Origin of the sequence: Streptomyces sp. R11 (assembly GCF_041051905.1) — a bacterium.
In the GTDB taxonomy this organism is placed as follows: Bacteria; Actinomycetota; Actinomycetes; order Streptomycetales; family Streptomycetaceae; genus Streptomyces.
The window spans coordinates 3,163,606-3,180,746 of sequence record NZ_CP163432.1 but is presented as its reverse complement, the minus strand read 5'-3'; the positions used below and the strand labels follow the sequence as shown (position 1 = coordinate 3,180,746).

At 70.2% G+C, this 17,141-nt stretch carries 16 protein-coding genes; 3 read left to right on the top strand and 13 right to left on the bottom strand.

Annotated elements, in window-relative coordinates:
- The 7 genes from AB5J55_RS14420 to AB5J55_RS14390 are packed head-to-tail and all read right to left on the bottom strand — an operon-like array spanning position 1 to position 7,128.
- Positions 1 to 1,029: a 2-hydroxyacid dehydrogenase gene (locus AB5J55_RS14420; RefSeq protein WP_369271067.1), complete on the bottom strand. Its 1,029-nt coding sequence runs from the start codon at positions 1,027 to 1,029 to the stop codon at positions 1 to 3.
- Complete coding sequence (locus AB5J55_RS14415) at positions 1,026 to 2,111, bottom strand: ABC transporter ATP-binding protein (protein WP_369271066.1); 1,086 nt, start codon at positions 2,109 to 2,111, stop codon at positions 1,026 to 1,028. Before AB5J55_RS14415 ends, AB5J55_RS14420 begins: the two co-directional genes overlap by 4 nt.
- On the bottom strand, positions 2,089 to 2,916 hold the full coding sequence (locus tag AB5J55_RS14410) for a DeoR/GlpR family DNA-binding transcription regulator (protein ID WP_369271065.1): 828 nt from the start codon (positions 2,914 to 2,916) through the stop codon (positions 2,089 to 2,091). Before AB5J55_RS14410 ends, AB5J55_RS14415 begins: the two co-directional genes overlap by 23 nt.
- Positions 2,913 to 3,998, bottom strand: a complete 1,086-nt coding sequence (locus tag AB5J55_RS14405) for an ABC transporter ATP-binding protein (RefSeq protein WP_369271064.1) — start codon at positions 3,996 to 3,998, stop codon at positions 2,913 to 2,915. Before AB5J55_RS14405 ends, AB5J55_RS14410 begins: the two co-directional genes overlap by 4 nt.
- Complete coding sequence (locus tag AB5J55_RS14400) at positions 3,995 to 4,825, bottom strand: carbohydrate ABC transporter permease (RefSeq protein ID WP_369271063.1); 831 nt, start codon at positions 4,823 to 4,825, stop codon at positions 3,995 to 3,997. Before AB5J55_RS14400 ends, AB5J55_RS14405 begins: the two co-directional genes overlap by 4 nt.
- Entirely contained in the window at positions 4,822 to 5,703 is an 882-nt protein-coding gene (locus AB5J55_RS14395) for a carbohydrate ABC transporter permease (protein WP_369271062.1), read from the bottom strand. The genes AB5J55_RS14400 and AB5J55_RS14395 overlap by 4 nt, the downstream gene beginning before the upstream one ends.
- Positions 5,704 to 5,706: 3 nt before the next feature.
- Complete coding sequence (locus AB5J55_RS14390; RefSeq protein ID WP_369271061.1) at positions 5,707 to 7,128, bottom strand: sugar ABC transporter substrate-binding protein; 1,422 nt, start codon at positions 7,126 to 7,128, stop codon at positions 5,707 to 5,709.
- 166 nt (positions 7,129 to 7,294) lie between these two features.
- Here AB5J55_RS14390 and AB5J55_RS14385 point away from each other — a divergent pair, with 166 nt between their 5' ends.
- The 3 genes from AB5J55_RS14385 to AB5J55_RS14375 all read left to right on the top strand — a co-directional run bounded on the left by AB5J55_RS14385 (position 7,295) and on the right by AB5J55_RS14375 (position 10,258).
- A complete protein-coding gene (locus AB5J55_RS14385; protein WP_369271060.1) occupies positions 7,295 to 8,779 on the top strand; it encodes an FGGY-family carbohydrate kinase in 1,485 nt (494 codons plus the stop codon).
- Between the two features lie 63 nt (positions 8,780 to 8,842).
- Positions 8,843 to 9,466: a histidine phosphatase family protein gene (locus tag AB5J55_RS14380; protein WP_369271059.1), complete on the top strand. Its 624-nt coding sequence runs from the start codon at positions 8,843 to 8,845 to the stop codon at positions 9,464 to 9,466.
- 12 nt (positions 9,467 to 9,478) lie between these two features.
- Positions 9,479 to 10,258 (top strand): SAM-dependent methyltransferase, encoded by a 780-nt coding sequence (locus tag AB5J55_RS14375; protein WP_369271058.1) that lies wholly within the window; start codon positions 9,479 to 9,481, stop codon positions 10,256 to 10,258.
- A 207-nt stretch (positions 10,259 to 10,465) separates the two neighbouring features.
- Here AB5J55_RS14375 and AB5J55_RS14370 read toward each other — a convergent pair whose 3' ends face one another.
- The 6 genes from AB5J55_RS14370 to AB5J55_RS14345 all read right to left on the bottom strand — a co-directional run bounded on the left by AB5J55_RS14370 (position 10,466) and on the right by AB5J55_RS14345 (position 17,015).
- Positions 10,466 to 11,860: an amino acid permease gene (locus tag AB5J55_RS14370; RefSeq protein ID WP_369271057.1), complete on the bottom strand. Its 1,395-nt coding sequence runs from the start codon at positions 11,858 to 11,860 to the stop codon at positions 10,466 to 10,468.
- 121 nt (positions 11,861 to 11,981) lie between these two features.
- Positions 11,982 to 12,875 (bottom strand): TauD/TfdA dioxygenase family protein, encoded by an 894-nt coding sequence (locus AB5J55_RS14365; RefSeq protein WP_369271056.1) that lies wholly within the window; start codon positions 12,873 to 12,875, stop codon positions 11,982 to 11,984.
- Between the two features lie 11 nt (positions 12,876 to 12,886).
- Complete coding sequence (locus AB5J55_RS14360) at positions 12,887 to 14,239, bottom strand: LLM class flavin-dependent oxidoreductase (protein ID WP_369271055.1); 1,353 nt, start codon at positions 14,237 to 14,239, stop codon at positions 12,887 to 12,889.
- Positions 14,240 to 14,389: 150 nt separating this feature from the next.
- A complete protein-coding gene (locus AB5J55_RS14355) occupies positions 14,390 to 15,124 on the bottom strand; it encodes an ABC transporter ATP-binding protein (protein WP_369271054.1) in 735 nt (244 codons plus the stop codon).
- Positions 15,100 to 15,942, bottom strand: a complete 843-nt coding sequence (locus tag AB5J55_RS14350) for an ABC transporter permease (protein WP_369271053.1) — start codon at positions 15,940 to 15,942, stop codon at positions 15,100 to 15,102. Before AB5J55_RS14350 ends, AB5J55_RS14355 begins: the two co-directional genes overlap by 25 nt.
- Before the next feature lie 5 nt (positions 15,943 to 15,947).
- Complete coding sequence (locus AB5J55_RS14345) at positions 15,948 to 17,015, bottom strand: ABC transporter substrate-binding protein (RefSeq protein WP_369271052.1); 1,068 nt, start codon at positions 17,013 to 17,015, stop codon at positions 15,948 to 15,950.
- Positions 17,016 to 17,141: the final 126 nt, after the last annotated feature.

Sequence of the window (17,141 nt, the reverse complement as noted above, 5' to 3'; positions counted from 1 at the left end):
TCAGGTCAGGCAGTGCGCGAGCGGCTCCCCGCGTGCCCAGCGGCCCACTTCCCCGGCGGCGATGCGGGCCGCCTTCTCCGCGACCGCGCGGGACGCGCCGCCGAGGTGGGGGGTCAGGACGACGCGGTCGGCGAGGGCGTGCAGGCGGGAGTCCGAGGGGAGCGGCTCCCGTACGTAGGTGTCGAGGGCCGCCGACGACACGCGCCCGCTCTCCAGGGCGTCGCACAACGCGTCCTCGTCCAGCAGCGGCCCCCGTGCCGCGTTCACGACCACCGCGCCCTGCGGCAGCAGGGCGAGCTCGCGGGCGCCGATCAGACCGCGCGTCTCGGCCGTGAGGCGGGCGTGCAGGGTGATCACCCGGGACTGGTGGAGGAGTTCGTCCAGGGACGCGACCCGCAGGCCGTGGATCTCGCCTTGGACGTAGGGGTCGTGGACCATGACCCGGGCACCGAACGCGCCCAGCACGCGCGCCACCCTGCTGCCCACGGCCCCGTAGCCGACCAGGCCGACCGGCAGGTCCTCCAGTTCCAGGCCGCTGTGTTCGTAGGTGTAGTAGGTCGACCCCTCCCAACTGCCCCGCCGGGCCAGGAGGTCGTGGGCCTGCGGGATGCGGCGCAGCGCCGCCAGCATCAGGCCGACCGTGAACTCGGCGGTGGCGGCGGCGTTGCGGCCGGGCGCGTAGCAGACCCGGACGTCGTGCCGTTTGGCCGCGTCCAGGTTGACGTTCACCGGGCCGCCCCGGCAGACGACGACCAGGCGGAGGTCGGGGCAGGCGTCGAGGACGCGTTCCGTGACCGGGCCCATCTGGGTGACCAGCACCTGCGCACCGGCGAGCGCCTCGATCAGCTCGTCCTCGGCGTCACTCGCCTCCGTCACCTCCGCCACCGGGCCGAAGGGCTCCAGCGGCCAGCCGAGGGTCAGTTCGGCCACCTCGCAGGTGAGTTCAGGGTCCAACGCCTCTCTGATCAGCGACGGCAGGATGAAGCGGTCGCCCGCGGCCACCACACGCACGCTGTTCCCGTTGGTCATCTCAGGGAGTCTCCTGTCTCGGCGTCGAAGACATGGGTGAGGTCAGGGTCGGCGGTGACGTGGACGCGGTCGTCGTGGGCGAGGCGGACCTCGGGGTCGGTGAGGACGACCAGGGGGTTGTCGACGCCGTCGAGGGTGAGCGTCGCGATGCCCGACTCCAGGAGCGGTTCGTGGGCCACGACGCGGGCGGGCAGGCCGCCGTCGTCCTCGCCGGTCAGGGTCAGGTCCTCGGGGCGGATGCCGACCACCACCTCGCGGCCCGCCGGCAGCGGTACCGGCAGCGCGATCCGTACCGTGTCGGAGAGGCGGGCGTGGGCGTCGGTGTCCGCGATTCCGGGGAGGAGGTTGATCGCGGGTTCGCCGACGAAGTCCGCGACGAAGACGTTGGCGGGGCTGTCGTAGATCTCGTACGGGGTGCCGAGCTGCTGGATGACGCCGTCCTTCATCACGGCGATCCGGTCGGCGAGGGACAGGGCCTCCTCCTGGTCGTGGGTGACCAGGATGGTCGTATGGCCCAGGTCGCGCTGGATGCGTTTGAGTTCGCGGCGGGTCGTGTCGCGCTGGGCGGCGTCGAGGTGTGACAGGGGCTCGTCGAGGAGGAGGACGTCCGGTTCGCGGATCAGGGCCCGGGCCAGGGACACGCGTTGCTTCTGGCCGCTGGAGAGGCCGGCGGGGTGGGCGTCGAGGATGGCGGTGAGGTCGACGCGTTCGGCGATCTCCTTGACCTTGCGGTCGACGTCGGCCCGGTCGGCCCGGCTGCGTGCCCTCAGGCCGAATGCGAGGTTCTCCGCCACCGTCAGCGGCGGGTAGAGGGCGTAGTTCTCGAACGCGACCCCGATGTTGCGCTGCTGGGCCGGTCGCGCGGTCACGGACGCCCCGCCCACCAGGATGTCCCCGCCGGTCACCGTCTCCAGCCCGGCGATCATGCGCAGGGTGGTGGACTTGCCGCAGCCCGACGGGCCCAGTAGGCCGAGCAGTTCCCCGGAACGCAGGGCGAGGTCGATGCCGCGTACGGCGTCCACCGCCGGGCGGCCCCGGGCGCGGTAGGTCTTGCGCAGATCACGTAGTTCCAGCTCGGTCATCGCTGCCCTTCGTCGCGCATACCTCGTAACGGACCTTGTGCTCGTCCAGGTCCCGCAGCGCCTCCGCCGACGCCCCGTCGTCCACGAGGAGCAGGTCGAAGCGGGAGAGGGGGACGACCCGGTGCAGGGCGACGCGGGCGAGCTTGGTGTGGTCGATCAGCAGGATGTTGCGGGCGGCCGCGTCGAGCATGGCCCGCTTCACCGACACGATGTGCTGCTCCTGGTGGTAGGCGTAACCCCCGCGCACGGCCGATGTCGACGCGAAGCAGACGTCCACGCGCAGTTGCTCGATCGCCTCGACGCAGGACACGCCGAGGAAGGACGAGTGCAGCGGGTCGTAGTCGCCGCCCAGGGCCATGAGGTGGATGCCGCGCTGGTCGGAGAGGAGGTTGATGGCCTCCAGGAAGTTGGTGACGACCGTGAGTGGGGTGACCTCGCCGAGCCGCAGCCTGCGGGCTATCTCCAGGGTGGAGGTGGAGTCGTCCAGCATGATCGCCATGCCGGGCTCGATCAGCTTCAGAGCACGGTCGGCCACGGCGGCCTTCTGCGCGCGCATGGTCTTCAGCCGGTACTGGACGTTGGACTCGAAGACACCGGACGGCTGCGCGGTCACCCCGCCCCTCGACTTGCGTACGATTCCCTGCCGTTCGAGCTCGTCGAGGTCCCGGTGGATCGTCATCAGGCTCACGCCGAACCGCTCGGCCAACTCGGCGGCCGTCGCCGAGCCGTCGGCGAGGACCTGCTCGGCCATGGCGGCCTGGCGGGCCGCGGGGCCCTGCTGACCGCCGCTGTGGTTGCTGCTCATCGTGTCTCGATCCGTCGTCCTGGACGCTCCGGCCGGTCGGCCTCGAACAGCAGCAGGTTCTCAGGCCGGACCGACAGCCGGACCGGATCGTCGGGTCGAAGGCCGGCCGCGTCGCCGCGCGGGGCGACCAGCGACACGTGCTGCTCGCCGAGCCGGACGGTGACCTCGACGGACCGGCCGAGCACCTCGGTGACGTAGACAATGCCGGTGAGCTCGTGTCCCCGGCCGTTCAGCTCGATGTCCCGCGGACGCACGCCGACCAGGACCTCGGTACCGGGGGCGGCGTCGGCCCGCATCGGCAGCTCGACCTTGCCGTCCGCCGAGCGGAAGCTCCCGTCGGGCGCGAGGGCTCCCGGCAGCAGGTTGATGCGGGGCCGCCCGAAGGCGCGGGCGACCTCCGTGTCGTGGGGCCGGTACCAGATCTCCTCCCGCGTTCCCGTCTGCACGATCCGCCCGCCCCGGATGACCCCGATCCGGTCGCCGAGCGCCAGTGCCTCCACGGAGTCGTGGGTGACGTAGAGGGTGGTCGTGCGCCGCACCGCCCCGATCGCCTTCAGCTCGGCCCGCATCTGCTGGCGCAGCTTGGCGTCGAGGTGGGACAGGGGCTCGTCGAGGAGGAAGGCCCGGGCCGGGCGGACCAGGACACGGCCGAGGGCGACGCGCTGCCGTTGGCCGTTGGAGAGTTGGCCGACCGGACGGTCCAACAGGGCCGAGATGCCCAGGAGTTCGGCCACCTCGCCGATCCGTTCCCGGGCCTGCGCGGCGGGGAGGCGGTGCCGGGGGGAGCGGAGCGGCGAGGCGAGATTGTCGTAGGCCGACTTGTGCGGGTAGAGGGCGTAGCTCTCGAAGCACATCGCCACGCCACGGTCGTAGGGCTCGATGCCGCGCATGTCCTTGCCGTCGAGTTCGACCGTGCCGGCGTCGGGCATCTCCAGCCCGGCGACGGTCTTCAGGGCCGTGGTCTTGCCGGCGCCGGACGGGCCCAGCAGGCAGAAGAACTCGCCCTCCGACACGTCCAGATCCAGCCCGTCCAGCGCTGTGACCTTGCCGAACGTCTTGCGGATCTCCCGCAGGCGGATCATGACTTCACCGCCCCGAACGACAGCCCCCGCACCAGATACCGCTGGATGGTGAGGGCCAGCAGCAGCGGCGGTACGACGGAGACGAGCGCGGCGGCGGCCGTGAGGTTGTACTTGGGCCGGTCTCCGCCCAGGAAGGACAGCGCGCCCACGGTCACGGTCTGCGCCTCGTTGGAGGTCAGGATCAGCGGGAAGACGAAGTTGTTCCACGCGAAGATGAAGGCGAGAAGGGACACGGCGGCCACTCCCGGCTTCACCAGTGGAAGCGCCACCCTCACGAACGCCTGCTTGCGTGTGTAGCCGTCCAGCAGCGCCGCCTGCTCCAGTTCGGGCGTGAGGTCGGCGAAGTACGACCGCATGATCCACACGATCAGCGGCAGCGTGACCAGCTGGAGCACCCACACCATGCCGACGTACGTGTCGAACAGCCCGAGCTTCTGGTACAGCACGAACAGCGGGATGATCACGGTGAGTTCGGGCGCGAACCGGAACGACAGCAGCGTGAACATCAGGTTCTCGGAGCCCTTGAAACGCCAGCGCGCCGAGGCGTACGCCGCCGGCAGCCCGACCAGGAGCGACAGCACGACCGCTCCCACCGACACCACCAGGCTGTTGACGAAGAACCGTACGAACGGGATGCCCTCGCTGTCGCCGAGGACCGTGCGGTAGCCGTCGAGGGTGGGGGAGAAGGAGAAGTAGGTGGAGAAGAGCTGGTTCGTCGGCTTCAGCGACAGGATCACCATCCAGGCGATCGGGAACAGCGCGAAGACGAAGTAGAGGATGAGGGCGGCGTCGGCCAGCCACCCCAACAGACGCTTCTTGACGGTCATTTCACCTCCGCGGCCTTCCGCTGGATCTTCCCCAGGTGCTTGACCAGCACCATCGCGGCGAGGTACACCACGGCCCACAGCACGATCGTGTAGCTGATCCCGAACGAGTAGCGCTGGAAGCGGATCGCCTCCAGGTAGGCCCGGATCTGGAGCACGACGGTCGAGTCGCCCGGCCCGCCCTCCGTGAGGGCGTAGATGATGTCGAACACCTTCAGCGAGTCCATGAACCGGAAGATCACCGCCACCAGGACGTACGGCCACAGCATCGGCAGCGTCAGCCGCCGGAAGGTGTACCACCAGCCCGCCCCGTCGACGGCCGCCGCCTCGAAGGGAGAGGTCGGCAGCGAACGCAGGCCGGCCAGGGCGAGGATCGCCACGAACGGGGTGTAGACCCAGACGTCCACGGCGATCGACGACAGCAGCGCGCCGGTCGGCGTGTCCGTCCACTGGACTCCGCCGAGCCCGAAGGGTCTCAGCAGGTAGTTGATCACCCCCACCGACGGCTGGAGCATCAGCTTCCAGATGATCGCGGCGATCACGGGCGCGATCATCAGCGGCAGGATGAGGATCTTCTCCAGCACCCGTCCGACCATCGACGACCGGTGCAGCAGCAGGGCGACGGCGACCCCGAGGACCGTCTCGACGGCGGCGGCCCCCACCGCGTACAGCACCGTCACCCACGCCGAGTTCCAGAAGGCCTCCTGCGTGAAGACGGTCTCGTAGTTCTCGAACCGCACCATGTCCGGCTGGGGCCTGCTCGCCGAGAAGTCGAACAGGGTGTAGTAGAGGCCGAGCCCGAAGGGGTAGAGGATTCCGCAGGTCAGGAGCAGGGCGGGGACGATCAGGATGTACGGGCGAAGGGCGAGCCGCCATCCCATCGGCTAGCCCACCTTGTCGGCGAGGTCGCCCGCCAGCCCGTCGAGCACCGACTTGGCACCGCCGCCGCCGTAGATCTCCTGGAGGGCGGCGGCCCAGCTGGTGGTCGCGTCGAAGAACTGCGCCTGCGGGGTGAACTGGATCTTCGTCTGGTCGACGACGGTCTCGAAGGTCTCGATGAAGCCCGGCAGGTGCCGCATCTTGTCCTTGTAGGCGCTGTCGTCGGCGATCGACTTGCGCACCGGGTCGATGTGGTTGTGCGTGATCGCGCTCTTGCGCAGGTGCTCCTTGCCGGTCGCCCACTGCAGGAACAGCCAGCTGGCGCTCTTCTTCCTGCTCTTGGCGTTCATGCCGAGCGACCAGATCCACATGTTGGTGGCCAGTGACCCGTCCGGTCCCTTCGGGCCGGGGTGGAAGGCGATCCTCCCGGAGGCCGGGCTCGCCCCCTCGACCGCCTGGAAGTAGGCGGCCGTGTCGGCGTCGAACAGCATCCCGGCCTTTTTCGCGCCGAGGTCGCTGGAGCACTGGTACCAGGTGTACGACGTCCAGGACGGCGGCCCGCCCTGCTTGACCATGCCGGCCCAGTCCTCGGTGAACGCGACGGCCTGCGGGGTGTTCATGGCCGGTGTGAGCTTCCCGCCCTTGACCGTGAAGTCCTTGAGCCCGTTGCGGGCGTACATCGTCATGAAGCCGGGGTGGATGGTGGCCCAGCTCCGGGACCCGCGGACGGCGATCCCGTACATGCCGTCGAAGCCGGCGCCCGGGGCCTTCCGTTTGATCGTCCCGGCGATGTCGCGCAGCTCGTCGAAGGTCTCGGCGGGCTTGAGGCCGAGCTTCTTGAAGACGTCCGTGTTGTAGGCGACGACGTTGGTCTCCCAGCCCCACGGCAGTGCGTACTGCCCGCCCTGCCCGAGCGGCGCGCCCGCCTTCAGGGACCACTGGTCGGCCTGGAGGAGGTTCGGGAAGAAGTCGGCCTGGTCCCATTCGGCGCCGGTCGCCGCGGAGTTGCGCATCCAGGGGCCGAGGTCCTCCAGCCAGCCGGGCGGCCCGTACTGCCAGACCATGTACGCGCCGAGCATGAAGACGTCGTACGAGGCCCGGCCGCTGGACAGGTCGACGGTGAGCTTGTCGAAGTAGTTGTCCTCGGGGAAGACGTCGTACTCGACCTTGATGCCGGTCTTCTCGGTGAAGGACTTCAGGTCGGCGATGAGCGCGTCCGTGTACGGGTGCTTGTTGAGCAGCGCCTTGACGGTCGTGCCCTTCTCCCGCCTCCAGTCGAAGGAGCCGGTGACGTCGTCCGCCGCCGAGCCGTCGCTCTTGCTGTCGTCACCGCCGAACCCGGCCCCGCAGGCCGCGAGCAGCGGGGTCGCTGCTGCGGCGGCGGTCAGGGCGAGGAAGCGCCGGCGGTCGTGCACGTGCATGTCCATCCGTGACCTCCACGTGGGGTTGGGCCATCCGGGTGCTCGGTTAACACGGCGAGTCGACTCGTTAACAGAGGGTGGAACGGCGGAAGTTGGGCGTCAATCCCTCGCGCAAGGGAAAATCTCAGGGCAGAGTGTGAAGTTCACGGATCGCGATGTGCGGGAGTCCGGTATGGCACACGAACAGCCCCGTATGACGCACGATCAGGACGACGCGTGGCTCGGGATCGATCTCGGCACCCAGAGCGTCCGGGTCCTGCTGGTCACCGGGGACGGCACCGTGCTCGGCAGCGGCTCGGCGCCCCTCGGCGGGCGGCGGGACGGGGTGCGGCACGAGCAGGATCCCGGGGAGTGGTGGGACGCGGTGTGCACGGCGTCCCGGGCCGCGCTCGGTTCCCTGCGGGGGGTGCGGATCGGCGGGCTCGCGGTGTGCGGGACGTCCGGGACCGTGCTGCTGACGGACGGGGCGGGGCGGCCGAAAAGCCCCGCGCTGATGTACGACGACGGGCGGGCGACGGCTCAGGCGGCGCGGGCGCGGATGGCGGGGCTCAACGTGCAGGACACCTGGGCACTGCCGAAGGCGCTGTGGCTGACCGAGACGTACGGGCAGGGGCGGGTCACCCATCAGCCGGACCTCGTTGTCTCCCTGCTCACCGGCGAACTGCCCCCGGCCGACTCCAGCCACGCCCTGAAGACCGGCTACGACCTGGAGCGGGACGCCTGGCCGGCCATGCTGCCCCGGCTGGGCCTGCCCGACGCGGTGATCCCGGACGTCGTACGCCCCGGCACCCCCCTCGGCGAGGTCTCCCCGACCGCCGCCGAGGCCACCGGCATCCCCGCCGGCACCCCCGTCATCGCGGGGATGACCGACGGCTGCGCGGCCCAGATCGCCTCCGCCGCCCTGCGCCCCGGCTCCTGGAACTCGGTGCTCGGGACGACGCTGGTCCTCAAGGGCGCGTCCCCGACCCTGGTCCGGGACCCCACCGGCGTGGTCTACAACCACCTTGCCCCGGACGGCAGTTGGCTGCCCGGTGGTGCCTCCAGTGTGGGCGCGGGGGTGCTCACGGCGGCGTTCGCAGGTGCCGACCCGGCGGTCATGGACACGCTGGCCGCCTCCTACGAGCCGTCCGGCGCGATCACCTACCCCCTCGTGTCACCCGGCGAGCGGTTCCCGTTCCTGGCCCCGAAGGCGTCCGCGCTCGTCCTGGGCGAACCCGAGTCGGACGCCGACCTGTGGGCCGCGCTCCTGCAGGGCGTCGCCTTCACGGAACGCCTGTGCCTGGACTATCTGCACCACCTCGGCGCACCCCTCGACGGCCCCCTCACCTTCACGGGCGGCGCCGCCCGCAGCCCGTACTGGAACCAGCTGCGCGCCGACATCCTGGGCCGCCCTGCCCGCGTTCCGCAGCAGACGGAACCGGCCCTGGGGATGGCGGCGCTGGCGGCGTACGGAGCGGGCGCGGCGCCCGGTCTGGCGGAGGCCGCGGAGGGCATGGTCCGCATCGGCACGACCGTCGAGCCCCGCCCCGACCGCACCGCCCGCTTCGCCCAGCCGTACGCGCGCCTCATCGACGAACTGACCGCCCGAGGCTGGCTCCCGCCCCCGGTCGCGGCGCACGCACTCGCGCGCCTGGACGCGGATACTTCGGCTTCATGAGCACGGGCACGGGTGCGGGCAAGGGCAAGGGCAAGGGGAACGGGCATGGGCATGGAGTTGGGCATGAGTACGACGCTGTTGCTGGTCCGGCACGGACAGACGATCTGGCATGCCGAGAACCGCTACGCCGGGATCAGCGACGTGCCCCTCACCGACACGGGGCGCACCCAGGCCGAGGCCCTCGGCCGCTGGGCCGCCGCCCACCCGGTCGACGCGATCTGGACCTCGCCGCTGTCCCGCGCCGTGGCCACCGCCGACCCCGCCTGCCGGGCCCTCGGCATCACCCCCCGCCGCGAACCAGGCCTGCGCGAATGCGACTTCGGCGTGCTGGAGGGCCGTACCCTCGCTCAGTTCGCGGCCGAGGATCCCGTGGCGGCGGAGGCCTTCCGCACCGACCCGGTGGCCCACCCGTTCCCGGACGCCGAGAATCCCGTCGCCGCCGCCGAGCGCGGTGCCGCCGCCCTGCGCCGCATCGCCGCCGCCCACCCCGGCGAACGCGTCCTCGTCGTCGCCCACAACACCCTGTTCCGGCTGGTGCTGTGCACGCTGCTGTCGATCCCGGCCGGGGAGTACCGCAGAGTGTTCCCGAAGTTGCGCAACGTGGCGATCAGCGAACTCCACATGAAAACCGGCGGTTCTGCGGCACTTCTCTCCCTCAATGTGCCGTGCGAGCCGGACGTGTCGTAGGACCATGTGCCCATGACGGAGATCGACACCTCGGTACCGCACTCGGCCAGGATCTGGAACTACTGGTTGGGCGGCAAGGACAACTACCCCGTGGACGAGGCGGCGGGCGACGCCTACACCGCCGTGTTCCCCGGCATCGTCACCATCGCCCGCAGCAGCCGCGCCTTCCTGGGCCGCAGCATCCGGTACCTGGTCACGGAGGCGGGTGTACGCCAGTTCCTCGACGTCGGCACGGGCCTGCCCACCGTCGACAACACCCACGAGGTCGCCCAGAGCCTCGCCCCCGAGTCGAAGATCGTCTACGTCGACAACGACCCGTTGGTCCTGGCCCACGCCCGCGCCCTGCTCACCTCGACTCCCGAGGGCGTGACGGCGTACGAGGACCTGAGCCTGTACGAGCCGGAGAAGATCCTCGAGGCGGCCTCCCGCACCCTCGACCTCTCCCGTCCCACGGCCCTGATCCTCAGCGGCATCCTCGGTCACGTCACCGACTACGACCAGGCCCGCGGCATCGTCCGCGGTCTCCTGGCGGGCCTGCCCTCCGGCAGCTACCTCTCCCTCAACGAGGGCTCCCGGGGCACCGACCCGGCCTACGAGCAGGCCCAGGACGCCTACAACGAGACCGGCGCCGTCCCGTACTTCCTGCGTCCGGTCGACCAGATCGCCGCGTACTTCGAGGGCCTGGACCTGGTCGAGCCCGGCATCGTCTCCGTCCCGCTCTGGCGCCCGGAGCCGGCCGACGAGGAGCCTCAGCCGATCGGCCAGCACGGCGGACTGGGCCGCAAGCCCTGATGCCCTCCGCCAGCACGGGAAAGCCCCCGCGAGTCAGGTCCTCGCGGGGGCTTCCTTCATTCCGCCTGCCGTTCGTGAAGGGTGAGAAGACGATCACGAGGCAGGACGCCTTGTTGCAAGTAGCTTGCAACAACAAGCTAACAGCAAAAGGCCCCCGTGTGGATGACACGGGGGCCTTGATGCCGTCGGACGACCGTCCGGGATGCGTCAGCTCTTGGCGCGCGCCTTCTGCCACGCGAACCCGACGACCGCCAGGAAGAGCGTCATGCCGCCCGTCGAGTACAGCTGCACCCGCGTGTCCGGCTCCCGTGCCATGAGGACGAAGATGGCCGCCATGCCGGCCAGCGCGACCCAGGTCAGGACCGGGAACGCCCACATCCGCACGACCAGCTTCTCCGGCGCCTCGCGCTCAAGCCTGCTGCGCAGCCGCAGCTGGGAGACGGCGATGAAGATCCAGACGACCAGGATGACTGCGCCGATCATGTTCAGCAGCCAGGGGAAGACGTCGTCCGGCCGCCAGTAGCTCAGCACCACGCACACGAAGCCGAACACGGAGGACGCGAGGACCGCGACGCGCGGGACGCCGCCCGACACCCGGCCCAGGGTCTTCGGTCCCTGCCCGCGCTGGACGAGCGAGTACGCGATGCGCGAGGAGCCGTAGATGTTGGCGTTCATGGCGCTCAGCAGGGCGACCAGGACCACGACGTTCATCAGCTGGCCGGCGCCGGGGATGCCGAGGTGGTCGAGGGTGGCGACGTACGGGCCCTTCTCGACGACCTCCTTGGAGTCCCAGGGGACCAGGGTGACGACGACCGCCATGGAGCCGATGTAGAAGAGGGCGATCCGCCACATCGCCGTGCGGACCGCGCTCGCGACGCCGCTGACCGGGTTCTCCGACTCGGCCGCGGCGATGGTGACCGTCTCCATGCCCCCGTAGGCGAAGACCGATGCCAATAGGCCGATGATCAGGCCCTCGGTGCCGTTCGGGAGGAATCCGCCCTCACCGGTGAGGTGCGCGGTGCCCGGCGCGTCCGTGCCCGGCAGGACGCCCGCGATCGCCAGCCCGCCCAGCACCAGGAACAGCGCGATCGCGCCGACCTTGAGGGCCGCGAACCAGAACTCGAACTCGCCGAAGTTCTTCACGGCGGCGAGGTTCGCACCGCAGAAGACGACCATGAAGAGGGCCACCCAGGCCCACTCCGGGGTGTGCGGAAGCCAGGTCGTGACGATCTTCGCGGCGCCGATGCCCTCCAGGCCGACTGCCGTGCAGAGCAGCACCCAGAACGACCAGCCGGCCGTGAAGCCGGCCCACGGGCCGATCGCCCGCTCGGCGTGCGCGGAGAACGACCCGGAAGAGGGATACGCGGCCGACATCTCGCCGAGCATCCGCATCACCAGCATCACGAGGAGGCCGGAGAGGACGTACGCGATGACGATCGAGGGACCGGCGGCGGCGATTCCGGCGCCGGACCCGACGAACAGGCCCGCGCCGATGACACCGCCGAGGGCGATCATCGACAGGTGGCGCTGCTTGAGGCCGTGATTCAGTCCGGGGGAGACGTCGTCCGCCTGCGGGGGCGTCTCCGTGGTGCTGTTGGGCATGGGCGCGGCTCGTCCAATGCAGAAGGAGGGCAAAAACGCCCACAGTCTGGGCAGCCTCTCCGCTCAGGAGGAGAGGCTGCCCACTATGCGGACAATTACCGCACCTGCTGTGACGTGTCGGCTACGCAGCGACGGGTGTGTAGTGCGACGCGTCCCCCTCGATCGAGTAGCTCTCCTTGCCCTCGATGCCGGCGGGCACGTCACCGGCCACGGTCACCCGGTGCAGGCGGCGCGGCAGCCCGTCGTAGTTGTCGACGGCGTAGTGCTGGGTGATGCGGTTGTCGAAGACGACCAGCTGGTTCTCGGACCAGCGGTGGCGAAGGATGTTCTCCGGCCGGGTGACGTACGCCTGGAGCAGGTCGAGGATCCTGCGGGACTCGCCCGGCGAGAGGCCCACGATCCGCTGCGCGAATCCGCCGATGAACAGGCCGCGCTCACCCGACAGGGGGTGGACGCGGACGACGGGGTGGACCGTGCGGTACTTGATGGACGTGAACTCGGCGCGATTGGCGGCCTGCTGCTCGTCGACCTCCTCGTCCGCCACGGCGTAGTCGTAGTCGTTGGTGTGCTCCGCCCACAGGGAGTCGGCCAGCTTCCGCAGCGGCTCGGGCAGCTGCCGGTAGGCGGCCGCCGAACTGGCGATCAGGGTCTCGCCGCCGTACGGCGGGATCGTGATGCTGCGCAGGGTGGTGGCCTGCGGCGGGTTGAGGACGAAGGTGACGTCGGTGTGCCAGTGGTTGGCGGCACGGCCGCGCTCGCTGTCGACGGGCAGCACGTTCGGGGTGCCGGCGACGGAGGAGACCGTCGGGTGGGCGGTGGTGACGTCGCCGAAGTGACGGACGAAGGCCTGCTGGGTCTCGTCGTCCAGGTTCACGTCGTCGAAGACGAGCGCCTTGTGGGCGGTGAGGGCCTCGCGCAGCGCGGCGACCGTCTCCTGGCCGAGGGGCTGGGAGATGTCCACGCCGGAGACGCGGGCGCCGATGTTGGCGGTGACCTTCTGGATCTCGATGGACATGTGCGGTCCTTTCAGACGAGGGCGGGGGTGCCGGTTGCGGGGGCACTGACGTACTGGTTGGCGGGGCGCGGGAGGCCGTAGCGCTCGCGCAGGGTGCGGCGCGGGCCGTACTCCGTGCGGAGCAGACCGCGGGCGCGGAGGATCGGTACGACGTGGTCGACGAAGGCGTCGAGGCCGGAGGGCAGGACCGGCGGCATGATGTTGAAGCCGTCGGCGGCGCCCTGCGTGAACCAGGTCTCGATGGCGTCGGCGACCTGCTCGGGCGTACCGGCGAACGTGAGGTGCCCACGGCCGCCGCCGAGCCGCCCGATCAGCTGCCGCACGGTGAGTCGCTCGCGCCGGGCCAGCTCGACGACGAGCGTGTAGCGGCTCTTGGCGCCCTCGATGGCGTCCTCGGGCGGCAGATCGGCGGGGAGTTCGGAGTCCAGCTCCAGGACACCGGAGGGCAGTTGCAGCAGGCTCTCCAGCCGGTCCACCCCGTGCGTGTGCACGATGTGGTCCTCCAGGACCTGCTCGGCCGCCCGGGCCTCGGCCTGAGTCGAGCCGATCACCGGGACGATGCCGGGCAGCACCTTGATGTGCTCGGGGTCGCGGCCGGCCGCGGCCGTACGAGCCTTGAGGTCGGCGTAGAACGCCCGCGCGTCCTCGATCGTCTGCTGCGCGGTGAACACGGCCTCCGCGTACCGGGCGGCGAAGCCCTTGCCGTCCTCGCTCGAACCGGCCTGCACGAGCAGCGGGTAACCCTGCGGCGTACGCGGCACATTCAGGGCGCCCTGGACACTGAAGTACGTCCCGCTGTGCCGGGGCGGATGGATCTTGGCGTCGTCGCCCCACACGCCGGCCGCCTTGTCGGCGACGATCGCGTCGTCCTCCCAGCTGTCCCAGAGCTTCAGGGCGACGTCCAGGAACTCGGCGGCCCGCGCGTACCGCTCGGCGTGCGCGGGCTCCGCGTCCAGGCCGAAGTTACGGGCGGCCTCCGCTCCCGCCGTGGTGACGATGTTCCAGCCCGCCCGGCCGCCGCTGATGATGTCGAGCGAGGCGAACTTGCGGGCCAGGTTGTAGGGGGAGTTGTAGGAGGTGGAGGCGGTGGCGATGAGCCCGATGTGCTCGGTGGCCGTCGCCAGCGCGGTGAGCAGCGTGAGCGGCTCCAGGGCGCCGGCGGGGCGCTGGGCGAGGTTGCTCCACAGCTGGGGGCCGTCGGCGAGGAAGAGGGAGTCGAAGGTGCCGCGTTCGGCGACGCGGGCCAGGTTGACGTAGTGGGCCAGGTCCACGTGGGCGTAGGGGTCGCTCTCGGGGAGGCGCCAGGAGGCCTCGTGGTGGCCGGTGTTCATGAGGAAGGCGTTGAGGTGGAGCTGTCTGGGCATGGAGGTCCCTTGATCTGGGCAAAGGAGGGATTTTGCGAGTGCCGGTCCCGGCATTTCAGCCCGTCCGGCGTTTGAGGACGAGGCCCGTTCAGGGCCGGAGCGGGGGGCTGGGGGTGGCAGCCCCCAGCAGACGGTCACGACAGCCGACGCTCACCCCACGTCCTCCGTCACGCCCAGCGCGGCCAGCAACCGCTCCCGGTACTCCCCGAGCAACGGATCCCGGTACGACCGCGGATGCGGCCGGTCGATCGCGAGGTCGAGGCCGATACGGCCCCGCTCCAGCACGAGCACCCTGTCCGCGAGCACGATCGCCTCGTCCACGTCATGCGTGACCAGCAGCACCGAAGGCCGATGCCGCTCCCACAGCTCCCTGAGCAGGGCATGCATCCTGATGCGGGTCAGCGCGTCCAGCGCCCCGAACGGCTCGTCGGCCAGCAGGAGTTCGGGCTCGCGGACGAGTGAGCGGGCCAGTGCCGCGCGCTGCTGCTCGCCGCCGGACAGCTCGTTGGGCCAGGCACGCTCGCGGCCCTTCAGCCCGACCTCGGCGAGGGCCTCGCGGCCCTTCTGCTCCGCCTCCCTGCCGTCGAGCCCGAGGAGGACGTTGGCGAGGACGCGCCGCCAGGGCAGCAGCCGGGAGTCCTGGAAGACGACCGACACCCGCTCCGGCGCGGTGAGCTGTCCGCTGCCGGTGACCTCGTGGTCGAGACCGGCGACCGCTCGCAACAGGGTGCTCTTGCCGGAGCCGCTGTGCCCCAGCAGGGCCACGAACTGGCCGGCGGGGATGTCCAGGTCGATGCCGTCGAGAACGACGCGCCGGTCGAACGAGCGGGTCAGTGACCGGAGTTGGACGGCGGGGCGGGTCAGCTGCTCAGTGTGCGGCGCCACGACAGCACCCTCCGTTCGATGAGGCGGACCGTGCTGTCCGAGGCGAGGCCGAAGATGCCGTAGACGACCAGGCCGACGAGGATGACGTCCGACTGGCCGTAGTTCGTGGCCTGGAACATCATGTAGCCGAGGCCGCTGGTGGCGTTGATCTGCTCCAGGACCACCAGGCCCAGCCAGGAGCCGGTCACGCCGAGCCGGAGTCCCACGAAGAACCCGGGCAGTGCGCCGGGGATGACGATCTCCCGGATGAAGCGCAGCTTCGACAGGCCCTGCACCTCGGCGAGCTCGACGAACCGGTTGTCGATGCCGGACAGGGCGGCATGCGTGTTGAGGTAGATCGGGATGTAGACGACGATGGCGATGATCGCGATCTTGAAGGTCTCGCCGATGCCCAGCCAGAGGATGAACAGCGGGATCAGACCGAGGGTCGGGATGGCCCGGTTGAGGTTGACCGTGCCGTCGATCAGCGCCTCCCCGGTGCGGGTGAGCCCGGAGGCCAGGGCCAGCACGACGCCGGCGGTCAGACCGATCGCGAAGCCGGACGCGGCCCGCTGGAGCGAGGTGAGGATGTCGGTGATCAGGGTCCCGTCGCTCCACAGCTGGGCGCCGGTCTCCACCACCGTCCAGGGCGCGGGAATCGCGGCGGGGTCGAGCGCCTCGGCTGCGGACGCGACGGCCCACAGGGCGAGTACCAGCAGGGGCCCGACGAGCCGGGCGGCGGGAAGGCGTTTGCCGGGGGCGAGCCCGCGGCGTCGTTTGCGGGGCCGCTCGTCGGCGACGACGACGTCGGCGGCCTTGTGCAGGGTGGTCGTGGTCATGGCGGTCACTTCCGGTACTCGGCCGGTACGGACTTCGCGGCGATGCCCTCGAAGCGGTGGTCGAAGAGCTCGCTTACGTCGAACTTCTTCACGAACCCGCCCTCGGCGAGCAGATCCGCGGTCTGCTGCTCCCACTTGATGGCCTCGTCCCAACTCGGCGGGAACAGCGGCTTGTTGGCGAGCTCGGTGATCGCCTCGGCCTGGGGCAGGGTCAGGTTCTGCGTCTTGACGTAGAACTCGCGGTTCCAGACGTCGGGGTGCTCGTACGTCCACACCTGGCCCTTGGCCCAGTACGGGATGTACGCGGCGATCGCGGCGGCCTTCGCGGAGTCGTTCAGCACCGAGACCGGCGCCCACAGCAGGCTGAGAAGGTCGACGACGTCGGTGGTGACGACGCGGGCGCCCTTGCCCTCGTACTGCTTCAGATAGGCGGGCGCCTGGCTGTTGGCGAGCGGGGCGATGTCGACCTGCCCGGACTGCAGGGCCGTGAGGAACTGGTTGCTGGTCAGCGGGACCAGCTCCACGTCGTCGTACTTCAGCCCGGCCTTCTTCAGCGCGCGCAGCAGGACGACACCCTGTGCCTGGCCCTGCGAGAAGGCGAGCCGCTTGCCCTTGAAGTCGTCGACCGACCGGATGTCGCTGCCGGGCTTGGTGGCGAAGAGGTAGTTGGGCTTGCGGGTGATGTTGATCGCCACGATCTTCGCGTCGAAGCCCTGGTAGTACGCCTGGATCGGCGGGATGCCCGCGTTGTTGGCGAGGTCCAGGGACTTGGCCCGGAAGGCGTTGATGACATCGGGCCCGGCGCCGATGTTCAGCCAGTTGCTGACCTTGAAGGGCGGATCACCCAACTTGGCCAGTCTGAACTGGAGTTGCTGGGTGTTCTGGTACGAGGCGATCTTCAGGCTCGTACCGGCGGGCACGTTCTTGGCCAGCGGGGCGGTCGAGGCGCCCTCGCCGGCGGCGGCCGTGCTGCCGTCGGCGCAGCCGCTGAGTCCGGCGACGCCGGCCGCGGCGCCGAGCAGGGAGGTAAGGAAGAGCCGTCGGTCGACACCCGGCACAGGAGAAGAAGACATGGGAGGACTCCGTGAGTGAGAAAAAGGGCAAGAAAGCATGCGGAATTCCGGGCAGGAGAAGCCGGAGAAAGGGAATTCACGCAGGAGGAAATGAGCGCTTCACACGCGGCAACGTGTCAGCAACAG

What these genes read in the sequence shown, in the direction of transcription:
- AB5J55_RS14400 (WP_369271063.1), bottom strand. Translation starts at nt 4,825, where the DNA reads ATGACCGTCAAGAAGCGTCTGTTGGGGTGGCTGGCCGACGCCGCCCTC.
- AB5J55_RS14375 (WP_369271058.1), top strand. Translation starts at nt 9,479, where the DNA reads ATGACGGAGATCGACACCTCGGTACCGCACTCGGCCAGGATCTGGAAC.
- AB5J55_RS14370 (WP_369271057.1), bottom strand. Translation starts at nt 11,860, where the DNA reads ATGCCCAACAGCACCACGGAGACGCCCCCGCAGGCGGACGACGTCTCC.
- AB5J55_RS14385 (WP_369271060.1), top strand. Translation starts at nt 7,295, where the DNA reads ATGGCACACGAACAGCCCCGTATGACGCACGATCAGGACGACGCGTGG.
- AB5J55_RS14410 (WP_369271065.1), bottom strand. Translation starts at nt 2,916, where the DNA reads ATGAGCAGCAACCACAGCGGCGGTCAGCAGGGCCCCGCGGCCCGCCAG.
- AB5J55_RS14380 (WP_369271059.1), top strand. Translation starts at nt 8,843, where the DNA reads ATGAGTACGACGCTGTTGCTGGTCCGGCACGGACAGACGATCTGGCAT.
- AB5J55_RS14405 (WP_369271064.1), bottom strand. Translation starts at nt 3,998, where the DNA reads ATGATCCGCCTGCGGGAGATCCGCAAGACGTTCGGCAAGGTCACAGCG.
- AB5J55_RS14350 (WP_369271053.1), bottom strand. Translation starts at nt 15,942, where the DNA reads ATGACCACGACCACCCTGCACAAGGCCGCCGACGTCGTCGTCGCCGAC.
- AB5J55_RS14415 (WP_369271066.1), bottom strand. Translation starts at nt 2,111, where the DNA reads ATGACCGAGCTGGAACTACGTGATCTGCGCAAGACCTACCGCGCCCGG.
- AB5J55_RS14360 (WP_369271055.1), bottom strand. Translation starts at nt 14,239, where the DNA reads ATGCCCAGACAGCTCCACCTCAACGCCTTCCTCATGAACACCGGCCAC.
- AB5J55_RS14390 (WP_369271061.1), bottom strand. Translation starts at nt 7,128, where the DNA reads ATGGACATGCACGTGCACGACCGCCGGCGCTTCCTCGCCCTGACCGCC.
- AB5J55_RS14395 (WP_369271062.1), bottom strand. Translation starts at nt 5,703, where the DNA reads ATGGGATGGCGGCTCGCCCTTCGCCCGTACATCCTGATCGTCCCCGCC.
- AB5J55_RS14420 (WP_369271067.1), bottom strand. Translation starts at nt 1,029, where the DNA reads ATGACCAACGGGAACAGCGTGCGTGTGGTGGCCGCGGGCGACCGCTTC.
- AB5J55_RS14345 (WP_369271052.1), bottom strand. Translation starts at nt 17,015, where the DNA reads ATGTCTTCTTCTCCTGTGCCGGGTGTCGACCGACGGCTCTTCCTTACC.
- AB5J55_RS14365 (WP_369271056.1), bottom strand. Translation starts at nt 12,875, where the DNA reads ATGTCCATCGAGATCCAGAAGGTCACCGCCAACATCGGCGCCCGCGTC.